Below are 16,275 nucleotides of genomic sequence, written 5' to 3'. Positions count from 1 at the left end.
CACTCTAAATATGGAGTGCTAATTTTTTATTGATTTTTTTGACTATTTGTTTTCAAATACCGACATATCAACGTTTATAGCAATAATATTCTGAGCAAATTTCTTGAACCCATTACATATATATGATACTATATAGTTGTTCGAGAGGGGAACAAGGATTCCCCTGCTGGAACGCTTTTTAAAATTCATATAATTAACGAGTCGGTATTCCAAGTGGAGGCTTCAGAGGACAACTTCGAGTAGAAGCTTGGATCCGCTCACTAAAATGGGGGTATGCATATGAATAATGATATTTTCGGTGCTGATGGTTTTGACGACATTTTCAATGACCCATTCTTCAAGCAAGCACTTGGAGATTCTAACGGCCGTCAACAAATGCGTCAGCAACCCATCCAAGTGCAAGAACGCCAACCTCAAAATAAGAAAACATTGTTAGACGAGTACGGTACAGACTTAACCCAGATGGCCAAAGATGGCAAGCTGGATCCAGTTATCGGCCGTGACAAAGAAATCGAACAAATGGAAGAAGTTCTCAGTCGTCGGACTAAGAACAACCCTGTTTTGATCGGTGAAGCCGGGGTTGGTAAGACGGCGGTTGTTGAAGGCTTAGCCCAAAAGATCGTTGCCGGCGATGTTTCAGAAAAATTACTTAATAAGAAGATTATTTCGATTGACGTCGTTTCACTGGTTCAAGGCACTGGGATCCGTGGCCAATTTGAAGAACGGATGAAGAAATTGATCGATGATGTTTCAAAAGATAAGAATGTAATTCTCTTCATCGACGAAATTCACCAGATCATTGGTGCCGGCTCAACCGGTGAAGGTGACAAGATGGATGCCGGCAACATTTTAAAGCCTAAGTTGGCTCGGGGTGACTTCCAATTAATTGGTGCTACCACCAGCAATGAATATCGAGACATTGAAAAAGACCAAGCCTTAGCTCGTCGGTTCCAACCAATTATGGTCAATGAGCCAAGTGAAAAGGACACGTTGACGATTATCAAGGGCCTGGCACCAAAATATGAGAAGTTCCACCACGTTACTTATACTGATGATGCTTTGAAGGCTGCCGTTTCCTTGAGCAATCGTTACATTCAGGATCGAATGAACCCTGATAAAGCCATCGACTTGATTGACCAAGCCGGTGCCAAAGTTGCCATGGGCTCATCATTGACGAAAGATAAGTCAACTTTGCAGCAAGAAGCTCAACAGCTTGAAAAAGACAAGCAGGCTGCCTCTTCCAAGGATGATTTCGAAAAAGCCGCTCAATTGCGTGACAAGCTTGATAAGGTCAATGATCAAATCAAGAATATCGATAACGGCACAAAGGTTGAAACGCCTAAAGTCACTCCGGAAGTTATTCAGGCCGTTGTTGAACGAATCACCGGTGTTCCTGTTACCGATGTTAACAAGAACGAAGTTAACCAGCTCAACAATCTTGACAAGGACTTGAAGAAAGAAGTTATCGGCCAAGATAAAGCATTGGATGCCATTTCAGCAGCTATCCGTCGTTCACGAGTCGGTTTTACTGAAGGCAATCGTCCAATTGGCAGTTTCCTGTTTGTCGGCCCTACCGGTGTTGGTAAGACGCAAACGGCTAAGGCCCTTGCTAAAGAATTATTTGGCACGACCAAAGCAATGTTCAGGTATGACATGTCAGAATATATGGATAAGATTAGTGCAAGTAAACTAATCGGTTCAGCTCCTGGCTACGTTGGTTATGAAGAAGGCGGCCGACTAACCGAACAAGTTCGTCGTCACCCATACAGCTTGATTCTCATGGATGAAATTGAAAAAGCTCACCCAGATGTATTGAATCTGTTGCTGCAAATCTTGGATGATGGTCGTTTGTCCGATGCTCAAGGTCGAACCGTTGACTTCAGTAATACCGTCATCATCATGACCAGTAATGCCGGTCAAGGTGTCAATGACGACAAGCAAAACGTCATCGACAGATTAAAGCCTTACTTCAAGCTTGAATTCTTGAACCGAATTGATGATATCATCCAATTCAATTCATTAACCAAGCCGGACTTGTTGAAGATCCTTGACCTGATGCTCAACGATTTGAACGCATTAGTTAACAAGTCACGAGGCATCCACTTCACTGTAACTGATGATGCCAAGAATAAGTTAGTCGACATGGGTTACAGCAAAGAACTTGGTGCTCGGCCAATGCACAGAGTGATCACTAAGGAAATTACCGATAAGTTGACGAACAGCTATCTTGCAAACCCAGACGTCAAGAACTTCACGGTTGGTTTGAAAGATAACGCAATTGATGTTGAGCCGGCTGGCAAGAAAGTTGCCGCTTAATCAGCATTAGCACAACGATAACAAGTTTAAAGTAGCGCCCAGCTAATTAGCGAACAGTTAGCTGGGCGTTATTTGTGTACATAGTTTCAATCTTTGCGATTGACATAGGCCGATCTAGGGGTTATAGTATTGTTAATGTGTTTTAGGTTTCCGAGTTTCAAAGGTACTTGTTTTATAGTTTTATGAAATAACTTCCTTGGAATCACGTTCAACTAGATGCATTAAAAAATTAAGTATGCGCTCAAAGCGCAAGGAGGTTTCATATATTATGAAACAAGGTACTGTTAAATGGTTCAACGCTGATAAAGGTTATGGCTTCATTACTACTGACGATGGTGACGTATTCGTTCACTTCTCAGCTATCAACAAAGAAGGCTTCAAGTCATTAGACGAAGGCCAAAAAGTTACCCTTGACGTTGAAGACAGCGACCGTGGACCACAAGCTGCTAACGTTACACCAGTTGAAGACTAATTATAGACTTTAATAAAACTTTGAGAGAATCAGCCAGAAATGGTTGGTTCTTTTTTTACGCTTAATTCGCTTTCACCTAACAAGGCAAAAGCATGTGAAATTCATCTCGCATCCCTTACATATAAGCGTTTCAGTTGTAACAAGCCCGTCCCATGACTATACTGGAATGTAGAACATAATTTAATAAGGGGGAGATTACATGAGTCAAAATGGTGCAGATGAACTAGTCGATGTGTTAACTGACTGGGGTGTCAAACATGTTTATGGTCTACCAGGAGACTCAATCGATACAACGGTTGATGGTTTAAGAAAGCAGCAGGATAAAATCAAATTTATCCAAATTCGTCACGAGGAAGTTGGTGCCTTGGCTGCGGCTGCAGAAGCTAAGCTAACAGGTAAGCTCGGTGTTTGTTTGTCAATTGGTGGTCCTGGTGCTATTCATATGCTTAACGGGTTATACGATGCCAAAATGGATCATGCGCCAGTGTTGGCACTACTCGGCCAAGTCAAATCAAACTTTTTGAATACGGGCTATTTTCAAGAAGTCAACACACCAAAACTATTTGATGATGTCGCCGTTTATAATCGCGAAATTAAAACAACTGCCCAATTGCCAAAAATCGTTGATGAAGCCATTCGAATGGCCTACGCCAAAAAAGGGGTCGCCGTTTTGACCATCCCCGATGATTTACCAGATGAATCGTTGAAAAACGAGTATCATTCATCTGCCAAAGAATTTAACGTGCCAGAACCAGTTGCCCCGGCTGATCAAGTACAAGCAGCTGTTAAGTTGTTAAATTCAGCCCAGAAGCCAATTGCCCTGATCGGGAAAGGTGCCCGTGATGCGCGCAAACAAGTGAAACAATTTGTGGAAACCTACCAAATTCCATTTATTCAGACCTTGCCTGCCAAAGGGATTATCGCTGACGACCATCCTAATTCATTAGGAAATGTTGGTAAGTTAGGGACCAAAGCAGCGTATGAAGCCATGAAAGAAACGGATATGCTCATCATGATTGGCACGAACTACCCTTATGTCCCATTCCTACCAAAACCAGGCAAAGCAAAGTGTGTCCAAATCGAGCTGAACCCACTAAACCTGAATCGGCGATATCCAGCTGACGTTGCCATCAACGCCGACGCGGGCAAAGCCGTTTCGCAAATCCTTGCGGGTGGCCTCAAACCAAGTGACGGCAAATTCCTGAAAGCTTGCCAAGAAAGTATGGCAAACTGGAACAAGTGGATGCATGGCAAACGCGCCCTCGATAGCGAACCGGTTGCGCCAGAAAGTTTGTTTGATTACGTTCACCAAACGGCTCCTGATAATACCATCTTTTCAATTGATGTCGGTACGGCAACGTCATGGAGCGCCCGCTTCCTGCCAATCAGCGAAAACCAGCAATTCGTGATCTCCGCGAACTTGGGCACGATGGGCTGCGCGCTGCCAGGGGCAATTGCTGCTAAAGCGGCCTCCCCAGACCGGCCGGCCATTGCAATCAATGGTGACGGCGCCTTTGCAATGGTCATGCAAGACTTTGCCACGGCCGTTAAATATCATTTCCCAATTATTGATATTGTCTTAAATAATCAAAAGCTTGCCTTTATTGAATATGAACAGCAAGAAGCCGGTCAATTGAATTATCAAATTGACCTGAAAGATATGGATTACGCTAAATTTGCTGACGCTTGTGGCGGTGTCGGCATCACCGCCAAGAGTAACCGGGAATTCCGGTCCGCGCTTGACCGGGCCTATAAGATTACTGACCGCCCTGTCTTAATCAATGCCTACGTGGCTGATAATGCGCCGCTTCCAGGCAAAATCGTCAACAGTGAAGCAGCCGGCTACATGTCTTATGGCCTCCAATACGTCAGCGAAAAACACAAGTTGCCGGAATTACCACCACTAAAAGATATTATGAGACAATTCTTCTGATTCAAGCCGATTTTGAGTTTTCACTTTACTTACTTATAGTAACTGGTATAATGAATCATACGCTATTTTTAAGTAGTGAATCTATCTATAATTAATAAAGGAGTTTATCTGACCTATGAAAGAACAATTATTAGACCTTGCCAAGAAGCGCCGCTCAATCTATGCATTAGGGCGCAACGTTTCTCAATCCACTGACGACATTGCGAACTTGATTAAGGAAAACATCAAGTGGGCTCCTACCCCATTCAATAATCAAACCACTCGTGCCGTTATTTTATTTGGCGACAAGCATGAACAACTTTGGGATATCGTTGCCAAGCGTTTGAAGTCAGAGGTACCAACTGAAGAAGCGTACCAAAAGACTTTGGCTAAGATCAACGGCTTCAAGTCAGCTTTTGGAACGGTCATGTTCTACACGGACACTGATGTTGTTCACCGTTTTGAAAATGACTTTGCCCTTTACGCTGACAACTTTGCCGACTGGTCAGAACAAGCTCAAGGAAACGCCCAATTTGCCGTTTGGACATCTCTTGCCGAAAACGGTCTTGGTGCCAACCTACAACATTACAACCCATTGATCGATGATGAAGTTCGTGAAGCATTCGGAATCCCTGAAAGCTGGAATCTCCGCGCAGAAATGGACTTCGGCTCAATTGAAGCCCCAGCTGGCGAGAAGGAATTCATGGATGACGCCAATCGATTTAAAGTACTGAAGTAAACTGTGTGAAACGGAGTGGGGACAATCGGAGCGTTTGGATTTTAGCTGAGAATCCCACTTTTGGAGATATGGCTAAAATACGTATGCGCAGATTATTGCTTTGTCGAACACTATTCCACTAGGTAATTAAAAATAGGATTCACTTTCTTCTTTGATGAAAAAGTGAATCCTATTTTGTTTGCATTGATTTCAAATATTATCGGTGGGAGCTGTGTAAAAGCGCCTAATGGATAGACCCTAAGTTTGGTGTTCGTTCTCCACTACATTGATTAGGACCGCTCCGCAAAGCAGAAACTTACACCTAAGTAACCTTTTCAGGAACACCAGACTCAGGATTCGTTCCCCGTTACATGGATTATGATCGCTCCGCAAAGCAGGAATCTGCACATAAGCACCTAATGGACAAATTCCAAGTCCAGGATTTGTTCTCCATTACATTGATTAGGACAGCTCCGCAAAGCAGAAACTTCCACCTAAGCACCTTCTACAAAAATCCCAAAATCAGGGATTTCTGTAGAAGGAGACTTAGGTTCCAGTTTCTAACCGCTTTGCTCCGCTCACTTCTTACTCAGCCAATGACGTAAACGCGCCATTCTCCAACAAATCGGCCACAAAGTCCGGTACCGTATCCGTTCTATTCCAATCCCGCTGCAATTCACAGATTAATTGTGGAATGGTAATCAAGTGGGCACCAGCTTGTTCTACCCGGCGTAATGCCGTTTCGTGGGAGATTGTTGACGTGCCGCCCACTGCGTCCACAACTGGGTAAACTTCGAAACCTTCTGAAATCGCGTCAATTGTTGGGAAGGTTAGACAAGCTTCCGTCCATAATGCCAACATGATAATCTTTTTGCGACCCGTTGCTTTGATTGCTCGGTTATAATCTTCATCTTCCCAAGCATTAATTGAAGTTCGATCATAAGTTGGAATGTCGCCAAGCTGTTTCTTAATTTCTGATGCCGTATCTTTATTACGACCAGACTTAACATTGACTGTTGAAAGAATCACTGGAACATGATATTGAGTTGCAACTTTGGCAACCAAAGCCGCGTTATGAATTAAATCAGCATGTTTCATTGAACCAATTGAGTTAATTTGGGTTGGTTGATAATCGATAATTGTTAATACACTGTTGTCTGGTGAAAGTAGTCGATCATCTGCACCACGTTTTGCAAAACTTGTCATAATTAATCCCTCCATTATCAATTCATTGCATATTTTGTTTACGCTTACATAATACCCCAAAAGTTTGTGAACTACGAGAATTTCGACTTCGGTCGTGGGATCACATCTATGCGGAGTCAATTAACGGAATTTCACAAAGTCAATCAATTTGCCCATAAACATGAGTTGACCATTTGGATTTATCGGGTAGAATTAAGTTGGTTATTTATTCACAAAGCATCTTCTCAATAATGAAAACTTTGAGGGTTTATTGTCAGCATTAGGATTTTTTGGAGGGATATTCATGGCAAAAAAAGTTGGTATTTTAGTCGGCAGTTTGCGTAAAGCATCTTACTCAAAGGCAGTTGCTGAAGCATTGGCAACCCAATTTCCGTCAGATTATGAAACGACCTTTATCAAGATCGGCACGCTCCCCTTCTTCAATCAAGACCTAGAGGAAAATCACTATGAACCTGGCGAATGGCAGGAATTCCGGATGCAGGTTCGCCAATGCGACGCGTTCGTCTTCGTAACGCCCGAATATAATCGCTCGGTACCCGCAGTTTTGAAAAACGCCATTGATGTTGGTTCCCGTCCCCGCGGCCAAAACGTTTGGGATGGTAAGCCAGCATTAGTTGTCAGCGTCACCCCAGGAGCAACGGGTGCATTCGGTGCTAACCACGCTTTGCGGCAATCATTGGTCTTCCTGAATATGCCGACGGTTCAACAACCTGAAGCCTATATCGGCAGTGTCACCAAATACATCGATCCAGATGGGAAGATTACTAATCCCGGTGAGCTGAAATATTTCCATTTATTGGCGGACGCGCTGGTAAAATACGTCAAAATGCTCAATTAGGTTACAACTCATTATCCATAATAAAAGATCTCTGGAATTCCCAACCATTCCAGAGATCTTTTAATTTTGTCAATCAAAAGTTGGCATTGCTGCCTCATAAGCTTCAATCTGATCCTCATATTTCATCGTGATATCAATATCATCGAGACCGTTAATAAACTTGTTCTTCCACATTGGATCGATGTCAAAATGGAATCGTTGGCCTTTAAATTCGACGTATTGGTCAACTAAATTGACCGTAATTTGATCAGTGCTGGTAGCGGTATTTAAAATTTTTCGGTCAGCTGCCGGTAAACTAATTGCCAGTAAGCCATTCTTGGTTGAATTCATGTAAAAAATATCAGAGAAACTACCGGCAATCACAACCTTAAAGCCCCAGTCGGTTAACGACCACACCGCGTGTTCCCGCGATGAACCACAGCCAAAGTTTTCGCCGCTGATTAAAATTGTCGCGCCCTGGTTTTCTGGTTTGTTTAAGGCAAAGTCAGGCTTGGGTTTGCCACTTTGGTCATATCGCCAATCAAAGAATAAATGGGGAGCATACCCCGTTTTGAGGATATTCTTCAAAAATTGCTTGGGAATAATTTGATCAGTATCAATGTTATTATTTGGCATCACAATCGCTTTGCCAGTGTGACTTGTTATCGGCTCCATACGCTTGCTTCCTTTCTGATATCAACGAAGTGACCATTCAACGCCGCGGCAGCGACCATCGCTGGACTTGCTAAATGCGTCCGTGAGCCGGCCCCTTGCCTACCCTCAAAGTTCCGGTTGGAGGTTGAGGCACAGTGAGCACCAGCCGGAATCTTATCCGGGTTCATTCCCAGACAGGCTGAACAGCCAGGCATCCGCCAGTCACAGCCAGCATCGCGAAAGATTTGAGCAATTCCTTCCTTCTCGGCAGCTTCTCGAATCGCCATCGAACCGGGAACCACCAAAGCATGAACCCCTGGTGCGATATGCTTGTTCTTTAAATAAGATGCGGCAATCCGCAAGTCAGATAACCGACCGTTGGTACATGAGCCAAAGAACGCCCAAGTAATGGGAATTTCGGTTGGTTTCATCCCCGGTTTAATGCCAACATACTCATAGGCGTGGGCATCATTTTGATCCTGAGGTTCTGGAAAGGCTTGATCGTATGGAACAGCCATTCCTGGATTGGTTCCCCAAGTAATAAAGGGTGCCAGGTCACTGACATCAAAATCAATCACTTCATCAAACGCTGCTGGATCATCCGTTTGGAACTGAGACCAGTAATCTTCAGCAGCTGCCATGTCTTTCGGGGCATACTTCCTGCCGGCCACGTAATCAAAAGTGATCTGGTCAGGATGAACCACCCCCATCTTGGCGCCGCCTTCAATGACCATGTTGCACAAGGTCATCCGCTCTTCCATACTCATGGCATCGATGGTATCACCGTAAAATTCAACCGCGTGGCCGACACCAAATTTGACGCCATATTTTGCGATGATCGCCATAATAATATCCTTGGCATAAACGCCATCGGGCAGCTTGCCGTGAACGTGGATGCCCATCTGCTTGGGTTCAACCTGCCAAATGGTCTGGGTGGCAAATACGTGCTCGACTTCTGAAGTCCCAATTCCAAAAGCAATTGACCCAAACGCGCCGTGGGTGGAAGTGTGGGAATCACCACAAACAATGGTCTGTCCAGGCTGGGTTAAGCCCAATTGAGGTCCGATCACATGGATAATTCCTTGGTCGGCTTCTCCCATCCCTGCCAAACGAATTCCAAAGTCCTTGGCATTTTGCCGGAGAGTCTCAATTTGTTTCTTTGAAATCAAATCTTTGACGTTAAAAATATCCTTGGTGGGCACGTTATGATCCATTGTGGCAAATGTTCGATCCGGTCTGCGGACCTTGCGATGATTCATGCGTAATCCTTGGAATGCCTGAGGTGAAGTTACCTCGTGAACCAGATGCAGGTCGACATAAATGAGTTGCGGTTCACCTGGTTGACCAGTGATCACATGGCGATCCCAAATTTTTTCAAACATTGTCTTTGACATATCTTGGTGCCTCCTGACGGTTAATGGATTTAATAATGTGCTTGGTCGTCGCTTCGGTGGTTTCATCGCCGCCAAGGTCCCTGGTAATAAAATGATCTTCAATCGTCTGCGAAACTGCCCGGTCAATGACGTCAGCCATCTTGAATTGATCAAACGTGTATCTGAGCATCATCGAAATGGAGTTGATCATCGAAATGGGATTGGCGATGTGCTTGCCGGCAATGTCCGGAGCCGAACCGTGGATTGGTTCATATAAGTTTGGCCCGGACTGGCCAACGCTCATCGATGGGATCATTCCCAATGAACCGGTAATTGCGGCGGCTTGATCGGATAAAATGTCACCAAACATGTTATCGGTTAAAATCACATCGAAGTGCTTGGGGTGAGAAACGATGTTCATCGCCGTGGCATCGACGTACATATAATCAACCGTCACGTCGGGATATTCAGGTTGAATTTCGCCGACGATCTGCCGCCAGAACTTGCTGGTCGCTAAGACATTGGCTTTGTCAACAACGGTCACATGCTTGCGGCGCTTCATGGCCATATCAAAAGCCGTGCGGGCAATCCGTTGAACTTCATTTCGCCGATAAACGGTGGTATCAATCGCGCTGTCCGCTTTTTGCCAACGGGGTTCACCGAAGTAAATCCCACTGGTTAACTCGCGGACAATGACGAAATCTGTTCCAGAAACGATCTCATTTTCAATCGGGGAATATTGTTTTAATTGTTTGGTCACCCGAGTTGGCCGGATGTTGGCATATAATCCCATTTGCTTGCGAATTGACAGCAGGCCTGCTTCGGGACGTTTAGGCGCGTTATCCCACTTGGGCCCACCAATTGCACTGAGGAGCACGGCATCAGCGTTCTTAGCGGCCTCAACGGTTGTTTGCGGTAATGGCTCACCCACCTTATCGATGGCTTCACCGCCAAACGGCTCCTCAATTAAGTCGTAATCAAAGTCAAAGTGCTCGGCAGCAGCTCGTAATACTTTTAATCCAGCGGCCATAATTTCCGGCCCGATATAATCACCTTTTAAAACAACAATCCGATTCGTCATTAACAATCATCCTCTCACTCGTGCTTGGGTCATAATGTCCTTTAGGTCTTCTTCTGAAACTAATTTTTCGTTATCGGCCACGTTCTTGAAAATCGGGAAAATGATCTTCATGTCATCTCGAGAAACGCTGTAGCCCATCTTGTTGAGCTTATCCATAATCGCGTGGGACCCAGATAGCTTGCCAAGTGGCAGTGCAGAACGTTTTACGCCGACTGATTGGGGTGTCAAAATTTCGTAAGTCGCGTGGTTCTTCAAGAAACCATCTTGATGAATGCCGGATTCGTGTGAGAAGGCATTCTTACCAACAACGGCTTTGTTATGGGGAACGTCCATTTCTGAAAACTTGCTAATCAGGTCACTGGTATTTTTGGTCTCTTTCAAATTGATATGATCTTCAACTTGGAAGTAATCCTTGCGAACATAGAAGGCTGCAGCAACTTCTTCAAGAGCGGTGTTTCCAGCCCGCTCACCCAGTCCGTTGATGGTTCCTTCAATTCTTGAAGCACCATGTTTAATGGCTTCCAACGCATTGGCGGTTGCCATTCCAAGATCGTCGTGGCAGTGGGTTGAGAAAACGGCTTTATCAAAATCAGGCACATTTTCTCTTAAGTAATCGAACAATTGCCCAAATTCAACCGGGTTGCTGTAACCCACGGTGTCGGCAATATTAATGATGGTTGCGCCGGCTTCGATAGCTGTTTGGCAAGCCTTGGCTAAGTATGGCTTCTCTGTTCGAGTGGCATCTTCTGGTGAAAATTGAACAACGTCGAAGAATTGCTTGGCATAGCTGACATGGTCGTGAATGCTTTGAATCACTTCGTCCTTACTCATATGTAATTTGGATTCTCTGTGGATAGGACTGGTGGCGATAAACACATGAACTTGTTTGTGGGCAGCATCCTTTGTCGCTTTAACGCAGGCATCGATATCCTTATTTTTTGCGCGAGCCAACCCAGTAATCGTCGCATGTTTTACCGCCTTGGACACGGCAGCGACGGCTTCAAAATCCTCGGGCGAAGCGATTGGAAAGCCTGCTTCAATGACGTCGACCCCCCATTTTTCAAGTTGTTTAGCAATTTGAACCTTTTGGGAAATTGAAAAATTAACACCGATGGTTTGTTCGCCATCACGCAACGTTGTATCAAAAAACTGTACTCTCTTCATCATAATAATCACTCCTATATTTTTAGTGAGCGGAGTAAAGCGGTTAGAAACTGGAGCCTAAGTCTCCTTCTGCGGAAATCCCGGGTTTGGGGATTTTTGCAGAAGGTGCTTAGGTGGAAGTTTCTGCTTTACGCAGCTGTCCTACATCCAGTGAGCGGAGCAAAGCGGTTAGGGATCGGAGCATAAGTGTCCTTGATCGAAAATCCCGGGTTTGGATTTTAGATTAAGGTTACTTACGTGCAGATCACTGCTTTGCGCAGCTGTCCTACATCCAGTGAGCGGAGCAAAGCGGTTAGCAATCGGAGTGTAAGTGTCCTTGATTGAAATTAGATTAAGGTTACTTACACCCAAATCACCGCTTTGCGCAGCCCTTGGTACTTACCAGAAAAAAGCGCCCCGTTCCTATTCGGGAACGAAGCGCCTAGTAGTTTAGGTTGAGCCTCATTCCCGTAACGCGAAATGGACTCAACACTTGATGTGAGAGTCCTGGTTATAGTAATAAGGCTAATAAGTTTTGGAGATTGGCGGCGCGATTCATGATGTTGGATTGTGAAATTGATTTTCTCATGGCAGTTGCCCCTTTCTTCAAAACTTAGTGACTTTTTATTTGGTGATTCTTACTATAAGGGCCTGTCGTAACCGCGTCAACGGAATTTTAAAATTAAAATAAGTAAACAATTAAATTATCGTGAGGTATTGACAAATTAATCTAATTGTTTTTTAATCAATAGATAAATAAATGATTATTTGTTTGTTTCAATCAATTTTTTCGATATATAGGAGGTGCAAATGAATCTTAATCACCTTTATTACTTTACAGAACTCGCAAAAATGCAAAAAATGAGTGCGACCGCCAAGAAGCTTGGCATTGCACAGCCAACCCTTAGCTATGCGATCCATGCTTTGGAAGCCGACTTGGGCATTCAGCTGTTCTCCAGAGCCGGCCGCCAACTCACTTTAACCCCAGCTGGCCAGTTTTATTATCATAAGATCTCGCAAAATCTCAATCAGATCCAGCAAGCCAGCGTCATTGTCAGCGGCTTGCAACCGGACTCAGCTGGCCTGACTCGAATTGGGGTTGATGAACGAATCGGCAGCGAATTGCTCGCCCAGCCAATTGCCGATTTCTTACATCAACCTGCCAATAAGTCAGTTGGCATTGAATTAGTTGCCGGATCGTTCACCGCCCTCAGCAAGCAACTTGCCAACCACACAATTGACTGGTTCATCACCATTCAAGCACCAGATAATACCCTCAACCACAGTTGGACCGTCCAGCCACTGATGAATTTGAGATTCAGTGTTCTCACCACCAACGAACGCTTCCGAACACCAACTTGGACCCCCGACCAGTTAGCCAATCACCGAATTGTGACAATCCAGTCATTGGCTGAAACCCCATTATTAAAATCCCTGCAGGAATCAAATATCAACATCACTTGGGCAGATACCGCCTCAACGGTGATTTCCCTGGTTCAAAAGAGTGTCGGTTTGGGACTTGTCCTCCAGCAGACCTTCCTGACGTCTAGCAATCTTAAGCCGGCAACCGTGCAGTCGTCATTTGATCCAATTACGGTCGCAATTGTTTCTGACAGCCTTCATCCGTTGTCACCGGCAGCCACTCGGTTTAAGATTTTCACCCAAGCAAAGTTGTATGAAGGAACCTCATTTCCATCTAAAAAATAAAAAAGCGGCCGGAAAATTTCTCCAACCACTCAATTACATATCAATTCATTTTTCAATGTTATCCAGGATAAACAGCCAGGCGATCACCGGTCAGGCTCACCGTCTTGATCGGTTTATGATAAAAGTCCGTTAAGCTGGATTCGGTCAACACATCCGCCCGCTTGCCAGCTTTGATAATTCGCCCATTTCTTAACAGTAGGACATTCGTGAAGCATGGCAAGAGTTCCTCAGTGTAATGGGAAACAAACAGCAAGGCCGGATGATTTGGAATTTCGGCAATTTTGGCGACCCGATTCAACAATTCTTCCCGGGCGAAGAGATCCAATCCATTACATGGCTCATCCAAAATCAGCAATTCCGGTTCAGCCATCATCGCCCTGGCAATCAGTACCAGTTGCCGCTCGCCTTGTGACAGCACTGCGTAAGGCTTACCCAATAGCTTTTCACCGCCCATGTCAACTAGAATCTGTCGAGCATGGTCCAGGTCAGCTTGATAGAACTCTTGGTAGATACCAATGCTGGCAAACTTACCAGATAACACGACATAGTCCACAACGTCTCCAGGATGCAGCTGGTCTTGAAGGGCGGTGCTTACCCAGCCAATTCGGGTTTTCAAATCGGGAATGCTGATGTGACCAAACACCCCGCCCAGAACTTCCAGTTTTCCGGTTGTCGGCCAAAGGTCCCCATGAATCATCTTGAGCATCGTTGTTTTGCCGGCACCGTTCAAACCGAGCACCGCCCAGTTTTCATTTGAGAAGACTTCCCAGTTGAGATGATGCAGAATTTCTTTCTTGCCTCGAGTGACTGAGACATCGTCAAATTTTAAAATCCGTTTCATAAAACACCTCCAAAGAAAAGAGCGAAAGCAAAAACCTGAAGTTTTCGTTCCGCTCTAAATGTGATTGGACAATTTTTGGGTTTGAAATCACTGTTTCTAAACCTTGTTTGAGTGGGTGGCTTTTAGAGCAGCTCCTCCAGGCAGCAGCTTGGGTTTGCCCACTTATTAGGACAGCTGCGCAAAGCAGTAACCTGCATGTAAGCACCTCAATGAAAAATTCCAAAACCAGGAATTTTCCATTGAGGAGACTTACACTCCGGTTACTAACCGCTTGGATCCGCTCACTTGTTTTAGGACAGCTGCGCAAAGCAGAAACTTCCACCTAAGCACCTTTTACAAAAATCCCAAAAGCAGGGATTTCCGCAAAAGGAGACTTAGGCTCCAGTTTCTAACCGCTTTACTCCGCTCACTCTTCTGCTTCCGCAACCTTTGGTGTACTATACTTGTCAGCTTCACCAACAAATGACATGTGCGCACGGAGATCTGCACCCACTCTTGAAAGAAGGGAGTTAGCTGAACGTTCACGCATCTTGTAAAGGTTCTTGAAGCCGTTACGGTAATCATCCATGAATTCTTTAGCAAATTCGCCGTTTTGGATCCGCTTCAAGGCATCCTTCATTGCTTGCTTAGATTCTTTACCAACAACCTTAGGGCCCACAACGTATGAACCGTATTCTGAAGTGTTTGAACAATCAGCATACATCTTGTTGAAACCACCTTCATAGATCAAGTCACAGATCAATTTCATTTCATGGTCAACTTCGAAGTAAGCCAATTGTGGTGAATAACCTGCTTCAGTTAATACTTCGTAACCAGTTTCGATGAGGGCAGTTACCCCACCCATAAGTACGTTTTGCTCACCAAACAAATCTTCTTCGGTTTCTTCCTTGAAGGTTGTCTTCAGTAATCCGGCACGAGCAGCACCATTACCTTTGGCAAACTCTTTGGATAAATCTTCAGCGTGACCGGAGAAATCTTGGAAATATCCATATAATGCTGGAACACCTGAACCTTCTACATATGTACGACGACAAAGATTACCTGGGCCTTTAGGGGCCATCATGACAACATCAACATTAGCTGGCGGAACGATTTCCTTGTAATGGATATTGAAACCATGTGAAAAGCCTAATACGTTACCCTCTTCAAGGTTTGGTTCGATTGATTCTTTATAAACTTCACCCATTACTTCGTCAGTTGTCAGCATTTGAATCCAGTCAGCTTGACGGGCAGCTTCAGCTGGGGTATAAACTTCAAAGCCATCAGTCTTGGCATTGTTAAATGACTTACCTGGACGAACCCCAACAATAACGTCATAACCTGAATCTCTTAAGTTATTTGCTTGGGCGTGACCTTGGGCACCATAACCGATAAATGCGATCTTTTTACCTTGAAGATAATTAGTTTGAACATCCTTTTCGTACAACATTTCTACACTCATATTGAATCCTCCATTTTTGTTTGTATTTTTACAATCGACACGTAGCATGGTTCATTGGATCATGTGCTTGCCAGGCGTCACCTCCTTTATTGCTTGAGATTAAAATCCGAGCATGTCGTTATTATCATGACCTGGCGCCACCATTGGATACACTTGCTCAGTGACAGCAACCTGCACTTCGATCAGCTGGGCATTTGGATTGGCAAAAATCGAATTGATTTCTGTCGCAATTGGATGGTTGGCATCAAGTTGATGGTAGTCAATCCCATAAGCACTCGCTAATTTCTGGAAATCCGGTTGCCGATCGAACAATGATTTGGAGTGATGGCTTTGGTAAAAGGCATCCTGCCATTGGCGAATCATCCCTAATGCGTGATTATTCATCAAGAAAATTTTTACATTGAGATTTTCGGCGGCAATGACTTCCAATTCTTCGCTGGTCATTTGAAACCCGCCATCACCTACAAACAGGACAACATCCCGATTTGGATTGCCAAATTTGGCACCAATTGCGGCGGGTAAGCCATATCCCATCGTTCCTAAGAAACTGTTTGAGATCTAAATTGAGTTTTGGTATACTTTTGCAAAAAAGGA

Annotated in this window: 14 protein-coding genes; 6 read left to right on the top strand and 8 right to left on the bottom strand. The window is 44.5% G+C overall.

Features of this window, described 5'->3' with window-relative positions:
• Positions 1-273: 273 nt before the first annotated feature.
• From FD12_RS07590 to FD12_RS07575, 4 genes are all read left to right on the top strand, one after another.
• Positions 274-2,316 carry an ATP-dependent Clp protease ATP-binding subunit gene (locus tag FD12_RS07590; RefSeq protein WP_056982445.1) on the top strand — a complete coding sequence of 681 codons (2,043 nt, stop codon included), beginning with the start codon at positions 274-276 and terminating at the stop codon, positions 2,314-2,316.
• A gap of 268 nt (positions 2,317-2,584) precedes the next feature.
• Positions 2,585-2,788 (top strand): cold-shock protein, encoded by a 204-nt coding sequence (locus FD12_RS07585; protein WP_054748735.1) that lies wholly within the window; start codon positions 2,585-2,587, stop codon positions 2,786-2,788.
• Positions 2,789-2,987: 199 nt separating this feature from the next.
• Positions 2,988-4,721 carry a pyruvate oxidase gene (locus FD12_RS07580; protein WP_056982443.1) on the top strand — a complete coding sequence of 578 codons (1,734 nt, stop codon included), beginning with the start codon at positions 2,988-2,990 and terminating at the stop codon, positions 4,719-4,721.
• Between the two features lie 115 nt (positions 4,722-4,836).
• Positions 4,837-5,439: a nitroreductase family protein gene (locus tag FD12_RS07575; RefSeq protein WP_054748733.1), complete on the top strand. Its 603-nt coding sequence runs from the start codon at positions 4,837-4,839 to the stop codon at positions 5,437-5,439.
• Between the two features lie 564 nt (positions 5,440-6,003).
• Here the strand turns inward: FD12_RS07575 and FD12_RS07570 are convergent.
• On the bottom strand, positions 6,004-6,624 hold the full coding sequence (locus FD12_RS07570) for a hydrolase (protein WP_054748731.1): 621 nt from the start codon (positions 6,622-6,624) through the stop codon (positions 6,004-6,006).
• Between the two features lie 283 nt (positions 6,625-6,907).
• Here FD12_RS07570 and FD12_RS07565 point away from each other — a divergent pair, with 283 nt between their 5' ends.
• A complete protein-coding gene (locus tag FD12_RS07565) occupies positions 6,908-7,462 on the top strand; it encodes an NADPH-dependent FMN reductase (protein WP_056982441.1) in 555 nt (184 codons plus the stop codon).
• A 69-nt stretch (positions 7,463-7,531) separates the two neighbouring features.
• Here the strand turns inward: FD12_RS07565 and leuD are convergent, their stop codons facing one another.
• Genes leuD through FD12_RS07545 form a run of 4 tightly spaced genes read right to left on the bottom strand, consistent with a single transcriptional unit; the run spans position 7,532 to position 11,716 of the window.
• A complete protein-coding gene (gene leuD, locus FD12_RS07560) occupies positions 7,532-8,116 on the bottom strand; it encodes a 3-isopropylmalate dehydratase small subunit (RefSeq protein WP_054748729.1) in 585 nt (194 codons plus the stop codon).
• The gene (gene leuC, locus FD12_RS07555; RefSeq protein WP_056982439.1) at positions 8,104-9,489 is read right to left on the bottom strand and encodes a 3-isopropylmalate dehydratase large subunit; all 1,386 of its coding nucleotides are present in this window, start codon (positions 9,487-9,489) and stop codon (positions 8,104-8,106) included. The genes leuD and leuC overlap by 13 nt, the downstream gene beginning before the upstream one ends.
• A complete protein-coding gene (gene leuB / locus FD12_RS07550) occupies positions 9,470-10,549 on the bottom strand; it encodes a 3-isopropylmalate dehydrogenase (protein WP_054748726.1) in 1,080 nt (359 codons plus the stop codon). Before leuB ends, leuC begins: the two co-directional genes overlap by 20 nt.
• 6 nt (positions 10,550-10,555) lie before the next feature.
• Positions 10,556-11,716: a 2-isopropylmalate synthase gene (locus tag FD12_RS07545; protein ID WP_056982437.1), complete on the bottom strand. Its 1,161-nt coding sequence runs from the start codon at positions 11,714-11,716 to the stop codon at positions 10,556-10,558.
• A gap of 786 nt (positions 11,717-12,502) precedes the next feature.
• Between FD12_RS07545 and FD12_RS07540 the strand changes: the two genes are divergently transcribed.
• Positions 12,503-13,399, top strand: coding sequence for a LysR family transcriptional regulator (locus FD12_RS07540; RefSeq protein WP_056982434.1), 897 nt, complete (start codon positions 12,503-12,505; stop codon positions 13,397-13,399).
• A 58-nt stretch (positions 13,400-13,457) separates the two neighbouring features.
• On the opposite strand, the gene FD12_RS07535 is transcribed toward FD12_RS07540, so the two are convergent.
• The 3 genes from FD12_RS07535 to FD12_RS07520 form a co-directional block, all read right to left on the bottom strand.
• Positions 13,458-14,240, bottom strand: a complete 783-nt coding sequence (locus tag FD12_RS07535) for an ABC transporter ATP-binding protein (RefSeq protein WP_054748719.1) — start codon at positions 14,238-14,240, stop codon at positions 13,458-13,460.
• A gap of 406 nt (positions 14,241-14,646) precedes the next feature.
• A complete protein-coding gene (ilvC, locus tag FD12_RS07525; RefSeq protein WP_056982432.1) occupies positions 14,647-15,681 on the bottom strand; it encodes a ketol-acid reductoisomerase in 1,035 nt (344 codons plus the stop codon).
• Between the two features lie 99 nt (positions 15,682-15,780).
• Positions 15,781-16,239, bottom strand: a complete 459-nt coding sequence (locus tag FD12_RS07520) for a thiamine pyrophosphate-dependent enzyme (RefSeq protein ID WP_275453026.1) — start codon at positions 16,237-16,239, stop codon at positions 15,781-15,783.
• Positions 16,240-16,275: the final 36 nt, after the last annotated feature.

The organism is Lentilactobacillus rapi DSM 19907 = JCM 15042, assembly GCF_001436255.1.
GTDB classification, from domain to species: Bacteria; Bacillota; Bacilli; order Lactobacillales; family Lactobacillaceae; genus Lentilactobacillus; species Lentilactobacillus rapi.
Note: the sequence above shows the minus strand (reverse complement) of the source record. Positions and strands in the feature narration are given on the sequence as shown.